The following is a 15759-nucleotide window of genomic DNA, read 5'->3' as shown; positions in this document are numbered from 1 at the left end:
GGCTACCGATGGACATCAACGGAATAGACCACATCGAGCTCTACGTGGGGGACGCCCGCCAGGCCGCCTTCTACTTCGAGACCGCCGTCGGCTTCCGGCTGCGGGGGCAGGGCGGTCCGGAGACCGGCCTGGCGGGGCAGCGCTCGCTGCTTCTCGAACAGGGCGCCGTCCGGATGGTGCTCACCAGCGGGCTGACCGCCGAGCACCCGGCCTCGACGTACGTGCACCGGCACGGCGACGGCATCGCCGTGGTGGCCCTGGAGGTCGACGACGCCGCCGGGGCGTACGCGGAGCTGGTGGCCCGGGGTGCGACCGGGGTGACCGCGCCGCGCACCTTCACCGGGGCGGAGGCCGAGGTGGTGACCGCCGAGGTGGGCGGCTTCGGCGACGTGGTGCACCGGCTGGTCGAGCGGCGCGGCGACCGGGCGGCGTTCCTGCCCGGCGCCGTCGAGGCGCTGCCCGGCGGCGGGGACGGCGCGCTGCTCGCCGAGATCGACCACCTGGCGGTCTGCGTGCCGCCGGGCCAGCTCGACGAGACGATCGGGCACTACGAGAAGGTCTTCGGCTTCGCGCAGATCTTCGAGGAGCACATCGAGGTGGCCGGGCAGGCCATGAACTCGAAGGTGGTGCAGAGCCCGTCGGGGCGGGTGACCCTCGTGCTCCTGGAGCCGGACACCAGCCGGCGGCCCGGGCAGATCGAGGACTTCCTGCGCTGGCACGCCGGCGCCGGGGTGCAGCACCTCGGGCTGCGCACCGACGACATCGTCACGGCGGTCGGCGCCCTCGCCGGCCGGGGGGTGCGCTTCGCCGGCACCCCGGACGCCTACTACGACGACCTGGAACGGCGGGTCGGCAAGGTGGACGCGCCGCTGGACCGGCTGCGCGACCTGAGCATCCTGGTCGACTCGGACCACGACGGCCAGCTGCTGCAGATCTTCACCGAGTCGATGCACGTGCGCCGCACCCTCTTCCTCGAACTCATCGAGCGGCGCGGGGCGCGCACCTTCGGCAGCGGCAACATCAAGGCGCTCTACGAGGCCAAGGAACGCGAACTCGCCGCGGCGGGGGCGACCCCCGCCGTCGCGGCCGGGACGGCAGGAGGGGTTCGGGCATGACCACGACACATCCGGGGCTGACCGCCGAGGAGGAGGCGCTGCTGCCGTCCGAGGAGGACGTGCGGCACTACGCCGAGCACGGCTGGTACCTGAGCAGGAAGCTGCTCACCGACGACGAGGTGGACACCCTCGTGGCGGCGACCGACCGCTACTACGCCGGCGAGCGGGACCGGCGGCTGCCCGTCCGCCCGCCGAAGCTGGCCTACTGGGAGCCCGCCAAGGGCGACGTGCAGCGGCACAACGACTACGTGCACCACGAGCACGACGCCCTCGGCCGGATCCTCCGCAAGCCGCTGATCGGGGCGGTCGCCGCCCGGCTCGCGCGGGCCGACGAGATCCGGATCTTCCAGTCCACCCTCATCCACAAGCCGCCGATCTCCGGCGAGCCGTCCAACATCGTGCCCTGGCACTTCGACAAGCACTACTGGGCGTCCTCCTCCTCGGAGAACATGCTCACCGCGTTCATCCCGTTCCACGACTGCGGCGAGGAGATGGGCACCATCACCATCGTCGACGGCTCGCACCGGTGGCGGGAGATCGGCGCCGACGACACCGTGGTCCGGCACTTCGCCGACCGGGACCGCGACCAGCTGGAGGCGATGCTCGCCGAGAACGCCGCGCACAACCAGGCGGAGATCCGCAAGGTGCCCATGGTGATCCCGAAGGGGCACATGAGCTTCCACCACTGCCGCGTCTACCACGGCAGCGGCCCGAACGTCAGCGGCCGCCCCCGCCAGGCGATCTCGCTGCACCTGCAGGACGGCGCCAACGCCTGGCGGGAGTATCCGCTGTCCGACGGCACGCTCGCCGCCTACAACCACGACGTGCTGGTCCGCCGCACCCCCGAGGGTCGGCCGGACTACGCGGACCCCGAGTTCTGCCCGGTCATCTGGCGCGACCGCGCCCCGCAGGGAGGCTGACATGTCACGGTACGACTGGGGAAGGACGCACCCGGGCATCGAGCGGCTGGAGCGGGCGGTGACCGACCGCCGCGACGTGGTGGTCAAGCACCCCCTCTACGCCAACCTGGACACCCACGAAGCGCTGGTCACGTTCATGGAGCACCACGTCTTCGCGGTGTGGGACTTCATGTCGCTGCTGAAGTCGTTGCAGCGCCAGCTCACCTGCGTGACCGTCCCGTGGATCCCCACCGGCCCGACCGGCAGCCGCCGCCTCATCAACGACATCGTCATGGTCGAGGAGAGCGACGAGCTGGGTGACGGCTACATCAGCCACTTCGAGCTGTACGTGCGGGGCATGCGGGAGGCCGGCGCGGACACCGGAGCCGTGGACCGGCTGGTCGACCTGCTGCGCGCCGGCCGCCCGGTCACCGCGGCGCTGGCCGAGGCGGGCGTGCCCGCGCCCTCGGCCGCGTTCGCCGTCACCACCTGGCGGATCATCGAGAGCACCCCGGTGCACTGCCAGGCGGCCGCCTTCGCGTTCGGCCGGGAGGACCTCATCCCGGAGATGTTCACCCAGGTCGTGGCGGTCAACGAGCGCAGCAACCGGCTCAACACGTTCGTCGACTACCTGGAGCGGCACATCGAGGTTGACGGCGAGCAGCACACCCCGATGGCCATGCAGATGCTCGCCGACCTCTGTGGCGACGACGACACCAGATGGCAGGAGTGTGCCGACACGGTCAACGCCGCGCTCGCCGCCCGGGCGCGGCTCTGGGACGACATCCTGGCCGCGATCAAGGAGGGCCGCCCGGCGTGACCGGTCCCGACCCGGTGCGGCTCTACCGGACGGTCCGGCTCATCCGCCGCTTCGAGGAGCGGGCCATCGAGCTGGTCGACGCCGGTGAGATCGTCGGCGGCATCCACCCGTACCTCGGCCAGGAGGGCGTCGCCGCCGGCGTCTGCGCGGCGCTCGCCGCCGGGGACCTGGTGACCGGCACCCACCGCGGGCACGGGCACGTGCTGGCCAAGGGCGCCGACCCGGCCCGGATGCTCGCCGAGCTGTGCGGCCGGGTCACCGGGCTCAACCGCGGCCGGGGCGGGTCGATGCACGCCGCCGACTTCGGCGTCGGGGTGCTCGGCGCCAACGCCATCGTCGGGGCCGCCGGCGCGATCCTCACCGGAGCGGTGTGGGCGCGCCGGCGGCGCGGCGACGACGTGGTCGGGGCGACCTTCTTCGGCGACGGCGCGGTCAACGAGGGGATGCTCCTCGAGGCGTTCAACCTGGCCGCGCTCTGGCGGGTGCCGGTGCTGTTCGTCTGCGAGAACAACGGCTACGCCACCACCATGCCGGTCGAGGGCGCGGTGGCCGGCACCATCGCCGGCCGCGCCGCCGCCTTCGGCATGCCGGCGACCGCCGTCGACGGCCAGGACCCCGAGCAGGTACGCGCCGTCACCGCCGCCGCCGTCGCGCGGATGCGTGCCGGCGGGGGTCCCGAACTGGTCGAGGCCCGCACCTACCGGTTCGACGCCCACCACACCTTCGAACACCGGGTACGCCTCGACTACCGCCCGCCCGAAGAGGTGGCGGCCGCGCGCCTCCGGGATCCGGTGCTCATCCAGGGCGACCGGCTGCCCGCCGAGGTCCGCGCGGCGGTCGACGCGGAGGTCGAGGCCACCCTCACCGCCGCGGTCGATTTCGCGCTGGCCGGCCCCGCGCCCGACCCCGCCACGGCCCTCGACCACCTGTACGCCAGCGGGCTCACCGCCCGGACCGGAGGTGGCTGATGCCCCGGCTCTCCTACCGCAGGGCGCTCACCCGGGCGCTGGCCGACGAGATGACCCGCGACGAGTCGGTCTTCCTGCTCGGCGAGGACATCCGGGTCGCGGCCGCCAACGTCACCACCGGCCTGCTCAAGAAGTTCGGCCCGGATCGGGTCCTCGACACGCCCCTGTCGGAGCAGGCGTTCACCAGCTTCGCCACCGGCGCCGCGCTGGCCGGGGCGCGGCCGGTGATCGAGTTCCAGATCCCCTCGCTGCTGTTCCTGGTCTTCGAGCAGATCGTCAACCACGCCCACAAGTTCCCGCTGATGACCGGCGGCCAGTGCGCGGTGCCGGTCACCTACCTGGTGCCCGGCTCCGGCTCCCGCACCGGCTGGGCCGGGCAGCACTCCGACCACCCGTACGGCCTGTTCGCCCACGTCGGGGTGACCACCGTGGTGCCGGCCACCCCGGCCGACGCGTACGGGCTGCTGGTCTCGGCGATCCGCTGCGACGACCCCGTGGTCGTGTTCGCCCCCGCCGGCGCGCTCGACGCGCGGGCCGACGTCACCGACCTCGCCCCGGTGCCGCTGGGCCGGGGCGTCGTGCGCCGCCCGGGCGCCGACGTCACGGTGGTCGCCGTCGGGCACCTGGTGCACGACGCCCTGGCCGTCGCCGAGGAACTGGCCGGCCAGGTCTCGGTGGAGGTGTTCGACCCGCGCACGCTGTACCCGTTCGACTGGGACGGGCTGCTCGACTCGGTGTCCCGCACCGGGCGCCTCGTGGTGGTGGACGACTCCAACCGGTCCTGCGGGATCGCCGGCGAGATCATCGCCACCGTCGTCGAGCGGGTCCCGCTCGCCGCGCCGCCTCGCCGGGTCACCCGCCCGGACGGCGCCGTGCTGCCCTTCGCGCCCGCCCTGGACCGGGCCGTGCAACCCGGCCGCGACCAGCTCACCGCCGCCATCCAACTGACCTGTAAGGACGGATGAACGATGGACCCGAACTACCCGTGGCCGCCCGCCGGGCAGGCGTGGACCGACCTGCCCGAGCCGACCCGTACGGCGATGGTGGCGGCCGGCGCCGGCGCCTGGGAGAAGATCTTCCACGGCCGGGCCACGTACAACAAGCAGTGGCGGCTGGCCCGCCCGCCGGTGCTCACGGCCGACGCGTTCCGCGAGCTGAACGAGGTCTGCGACCGGATCGCCCAGCTCATCCTGGAGGCCTGCGGGCGGCGGGCCCGCACCGCCGGGGAGCTGCGCCGGCTGCTCGACGTGCCGGTGGGGGAGACCCGGCTGCTCGACGAGGACGAGCCGCTGCACGAGGGGCTGCTCGCCGCGTACCGGCCGGACGTGCTGTTCTCCGGCGGCGTGCCGTGCATCGTGGAGTACAACATCGACAGCAGCCTCGGCGGCGGCTTCGACGCCGACACGGTCATCTACCGGTACGCCGAGCTCTACCGCGAGCACGGCCTGCTCGACGGGCTGCCGGTGCGCCCCGCGCCGTCCCTGCTCGACCAGCGGTTCGTGGCCATCCGCGACACCCTCGGCCTGCCCGACGGCGCCCGGGTGGCGCTGCTCATGGACTTCGACGCCGAATACCCCGGCCTGGACGACCCGGACACCTTCATCCGGATTCTCTCGCCGCTGGCCGACCAGGCGAAGCGCTTCGGCATCGACCTGGTCATCGCGCCCGTCCGCGGCGCCACCCTGGACCAGCAGCGCCGGCTCGTGGTCGGCGGCGCCCCGGTGGACGCCCTGTTCCGGCTGTTCGTCCCCAACCGGGTCACCCCCAGCTCCGGCCTGGACGCGGTGGCCGGCGCCCTCGCGGCCGGCACCCTGCCGATGTTCGTCAGCAGCGCGGCCTGGCTGCTCAGCAACAAGCTGAACTACGCCTGGCTCTGGGCCGACCTCGACCTGCTGCCCGAGGCCGACCGGGCGCTGATCCGCCGGTACGTCCCGCACACCGTGGCGCTCACCGCCGACCAGCTCGACCGCGCCCTGGCCGAGCAGGCGGACCTGGTCGCCAAGCCGGCCGGCGGCTCGGCCGGGCACGGGGTGCTGATCGGCCGGGCCATGAGCCCGGTCGCGTGGGAGGACGGCGTCCGCGCCGCCATCGACGCGGGCGGCAACATCCTCCAGCGCTACCACGAGGCGGACCGGGTGGCCATGGACTTCGTGCAGATCGAGACCGGCGAGACGGTGACCGCCGAGGTTCCCTACAGCCTCGCCCCGTACCTCTTCGGCAGGACCGGTTCCGGCGCCCTGGCCCGGGTGGGCTACCCCGGCTGCGAGGAGGTCCTCAACCTGGCGCGAGGTGTCCTCATGACCGGCATCCTCCTGACCGACTGACCCCTGCCCGCGGTGATCAGGAAGCCTGCCGGGTGGTCGGGGCGGTGAAGAAGCTGGCGAGGGGGTTGATCAGCGCCGGGGGTGCCACCGCGATGCCGTTGTGGGGGCTGCCGGGGACGCGCAGGGTCCGGGCCCGGGGGATGACCGCGGCCAGGCGGTCGTTGATCTCGGTGAAGTAGGGCGCGGCCCTGGCGCCGCTGATGAGCAGCGTCTCGGCGGTGATCGCGGCGTACTCGTCGGCGGGTCCCTCGTGCGCCTGGACCTGCCGCGACTCGACCAGCGTCATCCCCACCAGGCCGCCCATGGTCCGCCCGACCTCGGTGCGCAGGAACGCCCGGCAGATCGCGGTCCGCACGCCGAGCGGCAGCTTCGACGCCGGGGACTGCGGGTTGACGGCGGCGCCCACGATGGCGAGTGCCCGCGCGGTGTTCCCGGCCCGGACCGCCTCCTCGGCCGGGCCGAGGAACGCCGTCGGCAGGCCGTGCCCGGCCAGGCGGAGCGGGGTGTCGTAGAGCGCGATGCGGTCCAGCGGCAGCCGGAGCGCGGCCCGCAGCACGACGAACGCGCCGTAGCTGTGCCCGATGGCCCGGCGGGCGCCGGTGTGCGCGAGCACCGCGCCGAGGTCGTCGATCTCCTGCTCCACCGTGTACGGCTCGCGGCGCGGCGCGGCGTCCGCCCGGCCCCGCCGGTTGTAGAGGTGCACGGTGAACCGGTCGGCGAGCCTGGCGGCGAGCCGTCGGTATTCGTGGGCGGTGACCCCGCCCCCGTGCACCACCACGAGATCCGGGCCGCTGCCCCTCGAGTGCAGGACGATTCCCGCGCCGTCCGGTGCCGTGATCCGCTGCATGACCGCTCCCTTCGACCCCGCTAAACCGCGAACGCTGTTTGCAGTTTACAGTGGTGTGGTGAGCGGCGCACCGAGGAATCCGGCCGACGGCGACTCCGCCGGACGGTCGATCTGGACCCGGCCGCAGCGTGGCGCCCGCGGTCCCGCGCCGACGCACAGCCGGGACGAGATCGTCGCGGCGGCCGTCGCGCTGGCCGACGCCGACGGGCTGGGCGCCGTGTCGATGCGCGCGGTCGCCGGTGCGCTCGGGATGGCCGGCGGCTCGCTCTACCGGCATCTGTCCTCGCGGGACGACCTGCTCGATCTCATGGTCGACCGGTGCGTGGGCGAGCTGCGGCCGTATCCGGCGGACGACGGGAGCTGGCAGGACCGGTTCCTGGTGCTGGCCCGCCGCCAGTTGGCGCTCTATCGGCGCCACCCGTGGCTGCCCGACGCGATCACCCGGCCCACGGTCCCCGGGCCGAACACCGTCGCGCACTTCGACGCCTGCCTGGGCCTGCTGCGGCCGGTCCCGGCCGGGGTGGCCGCCAAGTTCGAGGCGATCGCCATGGTCACCGGCGTGGTGTCACTGTTCGCCCGCAGCGCGGCGGCCGCCGGCACGGTCACGTTCGACCACGTCGACCTGGCGGCGTACCCGCACCTGGCCGCCGCGTTCGCCGAACCCCCGTCCGCCCCGCCCGCCGAGGACCTCTTCGAACGCACCCTGCGCAGCCTCCTGACCGGCCTCCTGACAACCGACCCGCCCCCCTCGCCGCGTTGATCAAGAAGTTTGCGTCATCCGGAGCCCGGTTCCGGACGCAAACCTCTTGATCAACGCGAGCCGGGCGCGCCGGGGGTGGGGCGCAGGTGGGTGTTGAGCACCCGGAGGGTCTCCGCCGTCGCCACGGCGTCGCTACGGGCGCTGCCGTGGCGGCCGTCGCTGCTGTACAGGGACGGATCCGCGACGAGCGGGTGGTCGGTGAGGTGGACGTGCAGCGTGCCGAGCCGCCGCGCCAGCCGCCCGGTGTGGGAGGAAAGCTGACGCATCCGCTCGCCGAGGCCGGCTCGCAGCGGGTCGGGCACCGCCGGGCTGTGCGACACGTCGAACATGCCGACCGTGATGACGTCCGCCCCGGCGCCCTGGAGCGCGGTGACCATCGCGGCCAGCTCGGCGTCCACGGCCTCCGGGTCGTACGCGGGGCGGAACGCGTCGTTGCCGCCGCACACCACCAGCGCCAGGTCCGGCGCGAACTCCAGCGCCGGCGCCAACTGGGTCGCCCGCACCTCGTGCGCCCGCAGCCCGCGCCGGCCCAGGTTCCGGTACGCCAGCTCGGGCCGCACGGCGCGCAGCTCGGCGCCGATCCGGTCGGCCCACTGGAGGTCGGGGTAGCCGTCGACCGGCTCGCACATGCCCTCGGCCACGCTGTCGCCCAGCACCACGAACCGCCGCCACGGGTGCCCCCGCAGCAGCTCGCCGGCCTCACCGGGGCGCAGGCACCACGGATCCGTCGCTTCGGTCACCGTCGATCCCATGCCCGCACGCTAGCCCAGCCGTACCGGATCCGTCGATCATGCGGCCGGCGGCCGCGGTGCCGGGACAATGGCGGGGTGCAGGTGGCGGTGTGCGGGCCGGCGGAGGCGACGCCGGAGGAGATGGCGCAGGCCCGGCGGGTGGGTGAGCTGCTGGCCGAGCGCGGGGTCACCGTGCTCTGCGGCGGAGGCGGCGGGGTGATGGCCGCGGTCGCCGCCGGCGTCCGCGACCGGTCCGGCCTGGTCATCGGGGTACGCCCCGACGACGGCACTGTCCCCGCCCCCGCCGAGCTGTCCGCCTCGGTGGTGACCAACATGGGCCAGGCCCGAAACGCCGTCCTGGTGTGGAGCGCGGACGCGGTGATCGCCGTGGGCGGCTCCTGGGGGACGCTCAGCGAGGTGGCGCTGGCGATGCGGCGCGGCGGGATCCCGGTGGTGGTGCTCGGCGGCTGGCGCGTCGTGGACGCCCGCGGCGAGCCGGTCTACGGCCCGGTCCACGCGGCCACACCCGACGAGGCCGTGCGCCTGGCCCTCGGGCACCGGCCGGGGCCGGCCCGTCCCGGCTCGGTCGGGCGCTGACCCGCCACCGGGCAGCATGCGGACCCGCACGAGCAGCAGCAGGTTCACGAGCACCAGCGGGAAGCCCGCGAACTCGTGGTCGAGCAGCCAGAAGACCTGCACCACCAGCAGGTGCAGGACCAGTGCGGCGGCCGCGAGTCGCAGCGAGGCCCGCCGTCGCCCGGCCCGCCAGCGGGCCAGCCCGAGGGCGGTGAGCAGCACCGCTGCGGCGGCCGCCGCGGCGTGCACCTGGTGCGCGAGGGTCGGCTCCCGGGTCAGCAGCACGAGCGGCCGGCCCAGCCCGAACACCACGAACACGGCGGTCGCCGTGAGGACGGCCGGCGCGGACGGCAGGGCCGCGCCGGTCGCGAGCCGGGCCAGCGGCAGCCCGGCGAACCTCCGCACCGGCGCCGCCTCCGGGTCGTCCGGCGAGGTGGTGATCCGGTCGTGCAGGCGGTTGACCCGGCGCTCCTCGTCGGTGAGCGGGCGGCGGTGCACGCCGAGGCGGACCACCAGCCAGACGAGGACGACCGTGCCGTGGATGATCGCGGCGACCGGCTCGTAGAAGTAGTTGTTGTCCGCCGTGACGAACTTGCCGACCTCGTCGATGAACAGCCCGAACCCGACCCCGCCGACCACGGCGGCGAGCCGCGCGATCCGGGGACCGAGGAAGAGCAGCGACAGCAGTTGACCGGCCAGCATGCCCAGCCCGCCCCAGAGCACGTGCGCCACATGCAGGCCGCCCGAGCCGACCCGGGGATAGTCCGCCGCCGCCAGGACGGCGCGGGTCAGCCCGATGCAGAGCATGGCGCTGAGGAGGAACAGCTCGACGCGTTCCGAGCCGGCCGCGGAGCGGATGAGGACCGGTCGCCGGACCGGCGCATGCCGAAAACCCATCCCGCCATGCTCGGCGACGGTCCGAGCGGGGACATCGGGTGAACTCCCGGGCGGGCCCCCGAGGCGTGACCCCGACGGGTGCCCGGCCTCCGGTCAGTCGAGCAGCGCCAGCAGGTCACCCGGCCGGGCCGCGCTGACGTCGGCGGCCTCCGTCGGGTCGTACTGGTGGCCCCAGGCCGCGGCCACCGCCACCGCGCCGCTGTCCCGGGCGGCCCGCAGGTCCAGGGGCGAGTCACCCACGTACGCGGCGCGGCCCGGCGTCACGCCCAGCCGCCGGCAGGCCAGCTCGACGCCGTCCGGCGCGGGCTTGGGGCGGGTGACCTGGTCGCCGCCGAGGACCACCCGGAAACGGCCGAGCAGGCCGACCCGGTCGAGCAGGATCTCGGCCGCCCGGTGGCTCGCCCCGGTGAACAGGCCCACCGGCACCCGGGCGGCGACCTCGGCGAGCACCTCCGCCACGCCGGGGTAGACGGTGACCCGCTCGGCGAGCGCGGCCAGCTCGGCGTGGTAGGCATCGAGATCGGCCCCGGTGGCCGGCCGCCCCAGCAGGTGGGTCAGCAGGTCGGCCGGCGAGCCGAGCGAGTAGCCCGCGATGACCTCGGCGTCGGTGCGCTCCGGCCCGCCGCCGGCCCGCACGGCCGCGCGGTAGGCCGCGGGCACCACCTCGTGCGACTCGATCAGCGTGCCGTCCATGTCGAAGACGATCCCGGCCACCGGCCCGGTCACTCGGCCGCCGCCCGGTGGGCGGCGGCGAGCCGCTTCGGGGCCCGCGCGTGCCACGCCTCGGTGACCAGCTCGGTCAGCTCCTCGACCCCGATCCGGTCGAGCCGGACCAGCACCGCGGGGTAGCCCTCGAAGTGCGGGGTGGTGAAGTAGACCTCGGGGTCGTCGGCGAGCAGTGCCTCCTTGGCGCCCAGGTCGGGCACCCGGGCGCCGAGGATCGGGCCGTCCGGCGCGGCGTCGCCGAGCGCGTCGAGGTCGGCGCGGCGCAGCGGCCGCTCCCAGACGAAGAGCTTGTCGCGCACCCGCCACGCGGGCAGGTCGTCGTGCGAACCGCGCTCGGTGGTCTCCGGCAGGGCGAGCGCGATCCGGCGGACGTCGTCCCAGGTCGCCATGAGCCGACCCTACGCCGACCCACCGACACCGACGCCCGTACGCCGGGAGGCCGCCGCGCCGCGGCCGGCCGGCGGGACGCGGGCGGCGACATGGCCCTCGGCGGCGCCGAGCTGGCCGCCGCGTTCGCCCGGCACGGCCTGGTCGACGAGTGGCGGCTCTACGTCGTCCCGGTCGTGCTCGGCGCGGGCCGCCCGCTCTTCCCGGCCGGTACCCGCCTCGACCTCGACCTGCTCACGAAGCGCCGGTTCGGCAACGGCGTCGTGCAGCTCAGCTACCGCTGACCGCGCCTCCGGCCGGGGTGGGAACCACCGGTTCCGCGGCCGGCCGGTCGGCCGGCGGGCGGGCCACCAGCAGGGGCGCGACCGTCAGCACGAGGCAGGCCACCGCCATCACGAGCAGCGCCGGGGTCAGGCCGAGCACCGCCACCGACCAGCCGCCGAGCAGCGCCCCGACGGGCAGGCCGAGGAAGGCCACCGAGCCGGAGATGCCGAGCACCCGGGTCTGCAACGGCCCCGGCACCCGCTCGTAGAGGGCCGCGCCGAGCAGCGGGTTCACCGCCGCGATGGCGATGCCGGACACGAACGTCACGACGAGCACCACGACGAGGTCGTCGCTGAGCGCCAGGGCCAGCAGCCGGGGCGCGCCGCTGAGCGCCAGCCCCAGCGCGAACGTCGCCAGCCGGGGCAGCCGGGTCCCGGCCACGGTGAAGAGCAGGTTGCCCAGCAGCGCGCCGGCCGAGAACACCCCCAGCAGCAGGCCGAACCCGGCGGGGTCGCCGAGCACCCGGTCCACCCAGAGCGGGATCCAGACGGCGACGCTCGCGTTGGCGAACATGTTCGACGCGGAGACCACGATCAGCATGGTGAGCAGGGTCCGGTCGGTGCGCAGGTAGGCGAAGCCGCCGCGCAGCGCCCGCAGGTAGCTCTCCCGGGGCGCCGGCTGGGCCGGTGCGGGCGGGCGGACCAGCAGCCCGATCAGCAGCGCGCACGCCGCGAAGGTGGCGGCGTCGATCCAGATCGCCCGGGTCACCCCCACCCAGTCGATGAGCAGGCCGCCGAGCACCGCGCCGAAGAGCGTCATGCCCCGGGCCAGCCCGTCGTAGGCGGAGGTGAGCCGGATGAGCGGCACCCCGGCCCGCTCGGCGGCCGGCTTGAACAGCACGTGCTTGACCCGGTCGCCGATGCCGCGCAGCCCGCCGGCCACCGCGACCAGCACCAGCAGCGTGCCGAACCCGAGCCAGGGCGCCAGCGCCACGACCGCCATGGCGGCCGCGCTGGCCGCGTCCACGGCGACCGAGGTACGGCGTACCCCGAACCGGTCCGCCCACGGGGTGGCCAGCGCGCTGGAGAGCATGTACGGCAGGGTCTCCGCCGCCGCGACCAGGCCCATCCGGGTCGGGCTGCCGGTGGTCTCCAGCACCAGCCAGGGGATCGCCACCACTGAGATCCGGGTGCCCAGGTTGGACAGCAGGTCGGCGCCGACCAGCGTGTAGAGCTCCCGGCGCGGGGTCACGCCGGACTGCCGATGACCGTGCCCAGCGACTCGGCGTCGGCCGGATGGGCGGCGGCGTACCGGGCGCGCAGGGCACGCTTGTCGACCTTGGCGGAGCGGTTCAGTGGCAGCGCGTCGAGGAACTCCACGGCGCCGGGCGCCCAGGTCTCGCTCAGCTCCCGGGTGACCAGCGCGATCAGCTCGTCCCCGGTCACCGTGGCGCCCGGCGCCGGCACCACGTACGCGTGGGGCAGTTCCCCGGCGACCGGGTCGGGCACGCCGATCACCGCGGCGGCGCGGACCTCGGGGTGGGCGGCGAGCACGTCCTCGATCGGGCGGGAGTAGATCGGCCAGCTGCGCTGCCGGGTGAGGATCCGGTCCTGGAGCCGGTCGACCAGGTAGAGGTAGCCGTCGCCGTCGAGGTGGCCGATGTCGCGGGTGCGGACCCAGCCGTCGACAAGCGTCTCGGCGGTCAGCTCGGGCCGGCCGTGGTAGCCCGCGAAGCTCAGGTTGGTGCGTACCCACACCTCGCCGTCCGTGCCGGCCGGCAGCACCCGGCCGTCGGCGTCGCGGATCTCCACGGCCACGTCCCCGTACGGGCGGCCGCACGAGCGCAGCCGCTCCGGGTGCTCGGGGTCCTCGGTGAGCCCGGGCAGGGCGCAGATGACCACGGCCTCGCTGAGCCCGTACACGATGCGCAGGCACGGGCCGAAGCGGGCGATCGCCTGGCGCAGCCGGGCGGGCGCGGCGGGCCCGGCGCCCACGTTGAACATGAACATGGCGGAGAAGTCGGCGCCGTCCAGGGCCGGGTGGTCGAGCACCTCGTAGAGCATCGGCGGGGTCACGAAGGTGGAGGTCAGCTGCTCCGCGTCCACGGTGCGGATGAACGCCGCCGGGTCCCACTGCTCCCGTAGGAACAGCACCCCGCCGGTGAACAGGTTGAACAGCGTGGTGATCTGGCCACTGGCCAGCCACATGGGCGAGTGCGACAGGTGCCGCAGCAGCGGGAAGCCGGCCGCCCGGAAGTCGGCGGCCAGGGCGAGGATCTGCCGGTAGAAGCTCTCCCGGTGATGCACCAGCTTCGGGGTGCCGGTGGTGCCGCTGGTCTGCAGGAACGACTCCGGCGCGGGTGGCGCCGCGGGCAGGCCGGCCGGCTCGCCGCCGGGGGCCGTGAGGTCCGGCCCCGCGCCGCCCGGCCCGAGGCAGAGCACCGGTACGCCGCTCAGCTCCGCCGCGATCCGCGCGCCGAGCGGGTCGCGCGGGTCGTGCACGAAGGCGTCCGGGCGGGCCAGGGCGACGAACTCGTCGACCTCCCGCCGGGAGGTGACCGGGGCGACCCACATGCTCCGGCAGCCGAGCAGGTGCAGCGCGAGCTGGAGCAGCGGCCCGTCCACGGTGTTGCCGAGCATCACGAGCACCGCGTCCCCGGGGCGTACGCCGTGCCGCAGCAGCGCGCCCGCCAGGCCGCGCACCTCGGCGGCGACCTGGGGGTAGGTGAGCCGGCGGCCCCCGCCGACGAGCGCCTCCCGGTCGCCGAACCCGGCCAGCAGGTCCAGCGCCTCGTGCACGTAGTTCGGCCGGTCGGTCATCGGGCAGCCCCCATCGTGTAGGCAGGTCGGAGCCGGGACGCGACGGCAGGTGCCAGGGCCGGCGACCGCACCGCCGCCAGTGCCGAGCCTAGGCATCCGGGGTCCGGAGAGGACAGAGCCCGAACGGCGTTCGGTGGCACCCCGAAGACATTCGATCATGTCGATCAGGTTGATTGACGCTCGTCACCGTCGACGGTTAGTTTCCGGTCCATCGCCCGGCGGCGGCGCCGATCGCGCCGCGCCCCGGGGCTGCCAACGATGGAGGATCAATGCCGACCCCGAAGAGATGGCACGTCATAGCTTCCGCCGCAACGCTGCTGATCGCCGGCACCCCCGCGGTCACCGCGAGCGCCGGCCCTGCGGACACCGACAGCGCCTCGCACGGGCGCGCCGAGTGGGCCGGGACCTGGGCCGCCGCGGTGACCCGAGGGAACACCGTCGGCCTGACCAACACCGGCCTGAACAACCAGAGCATCCGGATGCCGGTGCAGACCACGGTCGGCGGCGACCGGCTCCGGGTCCGGCTCACCAACCTCTACGGCGAGCAGGCCGTCAAGGTCGGCCACGCCACCGTCGCCCGGCCCAACACCGCCACCCCCGACGACCTGTCCGACATCGACCCGGCCAGCGTCCGCGAGCTGACCTTCCAGGGCGCCTCCTCGGCCACCATCAACAAGGGCGCCGAACTGCTCAGCGACCCGTTGCCCTACCGGGTGGCCGAGCAGGAGGACCTGGTCGTCACCCTGTACTTCCCGGTGCTCACCGGCCCGGTCACCTTCCACGGGCAGTCCCGGGTCACCAACTTCATCGGCGCCACCGACCTCACCACGGCGGCCGGCGGTGCCGGCTTCACCACCCGGCCGAACTGCTGCTGGATGTTCCTCTCCGGCATCGACGTGGAGCGCCGGCTCAGCCCCGGGTCGGTGGTGGTGCTCGGCGACTCCATCGGCGACGGCAACGGCAGTACGGTCAACGCCGACCGGCGCTGGCCGGACCTGCTGGCCGAGCGGCTCATCGACGCCCGCCCCGAGGTGCGCACCCCGGGCGTGCTCAACCTGAGCCTGTCCGGCAACCGGCTCAACCACGAGGGCACCGAGCCCGGCGCGGGCGGCTTCCCCGGCTACTACGAGCTGGGCCCGAACGCGCTGGCCCGGCTCAACGAGGACGTCTTCCCGCAGACCGGGGTGCGGACCGTCGTCACGCACCTGGGCATCAACGACATCTGGATGAACGGCGACAGCGCGGAGGCCGTCATCGCGTCGCTGCGCCAGCTCAACCGGCAGGTCCAGGAACGCGGCCTGACCAGCCTGGTCGGCACCATCACCCCCTACGAGGGCAACGGCGGGCCGGGCGTGTGGACCGAGGAGAAGGACGCCACCCGGCAGGCGGTCAACACCTGGCTGCGCGGCCCCGGCCAGGCGGAGTTCGACGGGGTGATCGACTTCGACGCCGTGCTGCGCGACCCGGCGCACCCGAGCCGGCTGCTGCCGGCGTACGACGCCGGGGACCACATCCACCCGAACGACGCCGGCGCGCAGGCGATGGCCGACGCCGTGCCCTTGCGACTGCTCGGTCTGTGACACCGGTCGGGGGTGGCGTCGGCACGACGCCGCCCCCGCCGTCTTT

17 protein-coding genes are annotated in these 15759 nt (G+C 74.5%); 11 read left to right on the top strand and 6 right to left on the bottom strand.

All coding sequences use genetic code 11. The features are described 5' to 3' along the window. Window positions 1–8 precede the first annotated feature (8 nt). The 6 genes from hppD to GA0070214_RS03225 are packed head-to-tail and all read left to right on the top strand — an operon-like array spanning window position 9 to window position 6126. Complete coding sequence (gene hppD / locus GA0070214_RS03250) at window positions 9–1115, top strand: 4-hydroxyphenylpyruvate dioxygenase (protein ID WP_091258807.1); 1107 nt, start codon at window positions 9–11, stop codon at window positions 1113–1115. Further along, window positions 1112–2035: a phytanoyl-CoA dioxygenase family protein gene (locus tag GA0070214_RS03245; protein ID WP_091258805.1), complete on the top strand. Its 924-nt coding sequence runs from the start codon at window positions 1112–1114 to the stop codon at window positions 2033–2035. Before hppD ends, GA0070214_RS03245 begins: the two co-directional genes overlap by 4 nt. Before the next feature lies 1 nt (window position 2036). Further along, the gene (locus GA0070214_RS03240) at window positions 2037–2834 is read left to right on the top strand and encodes a DUF3050 domain-containing protein (RefSeq protein ID WP_091258803.1); all 798 of its coding nucleotides are present in this window, start codon (window positions 2037–2039) and stop codon (window positions 2832–2834) included. Then, window positions 2831–3802, top strand: a complete 972-nt coding sequence (locus GA0070214_RS03235; protein ID WP_091258802.1) for a thiamine pyrophosphate-dependent dehydrogenase E1 component subunit alpha — start codon at window positions 2831–2833, stop codon at window positions 3800–3802. The genes GA0070214_RS03240 and GA0070214_RS03235 overlap by 4 nt, the downstream gene beginning before the upstream one ends. Beyond that, entirely contained in the window at window positions 3802–4767 is a 966-nt protein-coding gene (locus GA0070214_RS03230; RefSeq protein WP_091258800.1) for an alpha-ketoacid dehydrogenase subunit beta, read from the top strand. Before GA0070214_RS03235 ends, GA0070214_RS03230 begins: the two co-directional genes overlap by 1 nt. 3 nt (window positions 4768–4770) lie before the next feature. Continuing rightward, a complete protein-coding gene (locus tag GA0070214_RS03225) occupies window positions 4771–6126 on the top strand; it encodes a hypothetical protein (RefSeq protein ID WP_091258798.1) in 1356 nt (451 codons plus the stop codon). Window positions 6127–6142: 16 nt separating this feature from the next. Here GA0070214_RS03225 and GA0070214_RS03220 read toward each other — a convergent pair whose 3' ends face one another. Further along, window positions 6143–6973: an alpha/beta fold hydrolase gene (locus tag GA0070214_RS03220; RefSeq protein WP_091258796.1), complete on the bottom strand. Its 831-nt coding sequence runs from the start codon at window positions 6971–6973 to the stop codon at window positions 6143–6145. A 58-nt stretch (window positions 6974–7031) separates the two neighbouring features. Between GA0070214_RS03220 and GA0070214_RS03215 the strand changes: the two genes are divergently transcribed. Then, the gene (locus GA0070214_RS03215) at window positions 7032–7733 is read left to right on the top strand and encodes a TetR/AcrR family transcriptional regulator (RefSeq protein WP_244167521.1); all 702 of its coding nucleotides are present in this window, start codon (window positions 7032–7034) and stop codon (window positions 7731–7733) included. Window positions 7734–7783: 50 nt separating this feature from the next. Here the strand turns inward: GA0070214_RS03215 and GA0070214_RS03210 are convergent, their stop codons facing one another. Next, window positions 7784–8485, bottom strand: coding sequence for an SGNH/GDSL hydrolase family protein (locus tag GA0070214_RS03210; RefSeq protein ID WP_091258787.1), 702 nt, complete (start codon window positions 8483–8485; stop codon window positions 7784–7786). A 120-nt stretch (window positions 8486–8605) separates the two neighbouring features. On the opposite strand from GA0070214_RS03210, the gene GA0070214_RS31315 reads away from it, so the two are divergent. After that, window positions 8606–9061, top strand: a complete 456-nt coding sequence (locus tag GA0070214_RS31315) for an SLOG cluster 4 domain-containing protein (protein ID WP_139141762.1) — start codon at window positions 8606–8608, stop codon at window positions 9059–9061. 75 nt (window positions 9062–9136) lie between these two features. Then, complete coding sequence (locus GA0070214_RS31310; protein WP_139141738.1) at window positions 9137–9979, top strand: hypothetical protein; 843 nt, start codon at window positions 9137–9139, stop codon at window positions 9977–9979. 51 nt (window positions 9980–10030) lie between these two features. On the opposite strand, the gene GA0070214_RS03205 is transcribed toward GA0070214_RS31310, so the two are convergent. Both GA0070214_RS03205 and GA0070214_RS03200 read right to left on the bottom strand, forming a co-directional pair. Then, entirely contained in the window at window positions 10031–10663 is a 633-nt protein-coding gene (locus GA0070214_RS03205) for an HAD family hydrolase (protein ID WP_091258785.1), read from the bottom strand. Next, entirely contained in the window at window positions 10660–11052 is a 393-nt protein-coding gene (locus tag GA0070214_RS03200; protein ID WP_091258783.1) for an MmcQ/YjbR family DNA-binding protein, read from the bottom strand. Before GA0070214_RS03200 ends, GA0070214_RS03205 begins: the two co-directional genes overlap by 4 nt. Window positions 11053–11142: 90 nt before the next feature. Here GA0070214_RS03200 and GA0070214_RS03195 point away from each other — a divergent pair, with 90 nt between their 5' ends. Continuing rightward, entirely contained in the window at window positions 11143–11334 is a 192-nt protein-coding gene (locus tag GA0070214_RS03195; RefSeq protein WP_091258781.1) for a dihydrofolate reductase family protein, read from the top strand. Here GA0070214_RS03195 and GA0070214_RS03190 read toward each other — a convergent pair. Beyond that, window positions 11321–12565, bottom strand: a complete 1245-nt coding sequence (locus GA0070214_RS03190) for an MFS transporter (RefSeq protein ID WP_091258779.1) — start codon at window positions 12563–12565, stop codon at window positions 11321–11323. The genes GA0070214_RS03195 and GA0070214_RS03190 overlap by 14 nt on opposite strands. Then, window positions 12562–14133, bottom strand: coding sequence for a class I adenylate-forming enzyme family protein (locus tag GA0070214_RS03185; RefSeq protein ID WP_091258777.1), 1572 nt, complete (start codon window positions 14131–14133; stop codon window positions 12562–12564). Before GA0070214_RS03185 ends, GA0070214_RS03190 begins: the two co-directional genes overlap by 4 nt. A gap of 296 nt (window positions 14134–14429) precedes the next feature. Between GA0070214_RS03185 and GA0070214_RS03180 the strand changes: the two genes are divergently transcribed. Continuing rightward, entirely contained in the window at window positions 14430–15713 is a 1284-nt protein-coding gene (locus tag GA0070214_RS03180) for an SGNH/GDSL hydrolase family protein (RefSeq protein ID WP_208602654.1), read from the top strand. Window positions 15714–15759: the final 46 nt, after the last annotated feature.

Source organism: Micromonospora chaiyaphumensis, from assembly GCF_900091435.1.
GTDB lineage: Bacteria > Actinomycetota > Actinomycetes > Mycobacteriales > Micromonosporaceae > Micromonospora > Micromonospora chaiyaphumensis.
The sequence above is the reverse complement of the archived record's forward strand: the minus strand, read 5'-3'. Positions and strand labels throughout refer to the sequence as shown.

What these genes read in the sequence shown, in the direction of transcription:
- hppD (WP_091258807.1), top strand. Translation starts at nt 9, where the DNA reads ATGGACATCAACGGAATAGACCACATCGAGCTCTACGTGGGGGACGCC.
- GA0070214_RS03245 (WP_091258805.1), top strand. Translation starts at nt 1,112, where the DNA reads ATGACCACGACACATCCGGGGCTGACCGCCGAGGAGGAGGCGCTGCTG.
- GA0070214_RS03240 (WP_091258803.1), top strand. Translation starts at nt 2,037, where the DNA reads ATGTCACGGTACGACTGGGGAAGGACGCACCCGGGCATCGAGCGGCTG.
- GA0070214_RS03230 (WP_091258800.1), top strand. Translation starts at nt 3,802, where the DNA reads ATGCCCCGGCTCTCCTACCGCAGGGCGCTCACCCGGGCGCTGGCCGAC.
- GA0070214_RS03225 (WP_091258798.1), top strand. Translation starts at nt 4,771, where the DNA reads ATGGACCCGAACTACCCGTGGCCGCCCGCCGGGCAGGCGTGGACCGAC.
- GA0070214_RS03220 (WP_091258796.1), bottom strand. Translation starts at nt 6,973, where the DNA reads ATGCAGCGGATCACGGCACCGGACGGCGCGGGAATCGTCCTGCACTCG.
- GA0070214_RS03210 (WP_091258787.1), bottom strand. Translation starts at nt 8,485, where the DNA reads ATGGGATCGACGGTGACCGAAGCGACGGATCCGTGGTGCCTGCGCCCC.
- GA0070214_RS31315 (WP_139141762.1), top strand. Translation starts at nt 8,606, where the DNA reads ATGGCGCAGGCCCGGCGGGTGGGTGAGCTGCTGGCCGAGCGCGGGGTC.
- GA0070214_RS03200 (WP_091258783.1), bottom strand. Translation starts at nt 11,052, where the DNA reads ATGGCGACCTGGGACGACGTCCGCCGGATCGCGCTCGCCCTGCCGGAG.
- GA0070214_RS03195 (WP_091258781.1), top strand. Translation starts at nt 11,143, where the DNA reads ATGGCCCTCGGCGGCGCCGAGCTGGCCGCCGCGTTCGCCCGGCACGGC.
- GA0070214_RS03185 (WP_091258777.1), bottom strand. Translation starts at nt 14,133, where the DNA reads ATGACCGACCGGCCGAACTACGTGCACGAGGCGCTGGACCTGCTGGCC.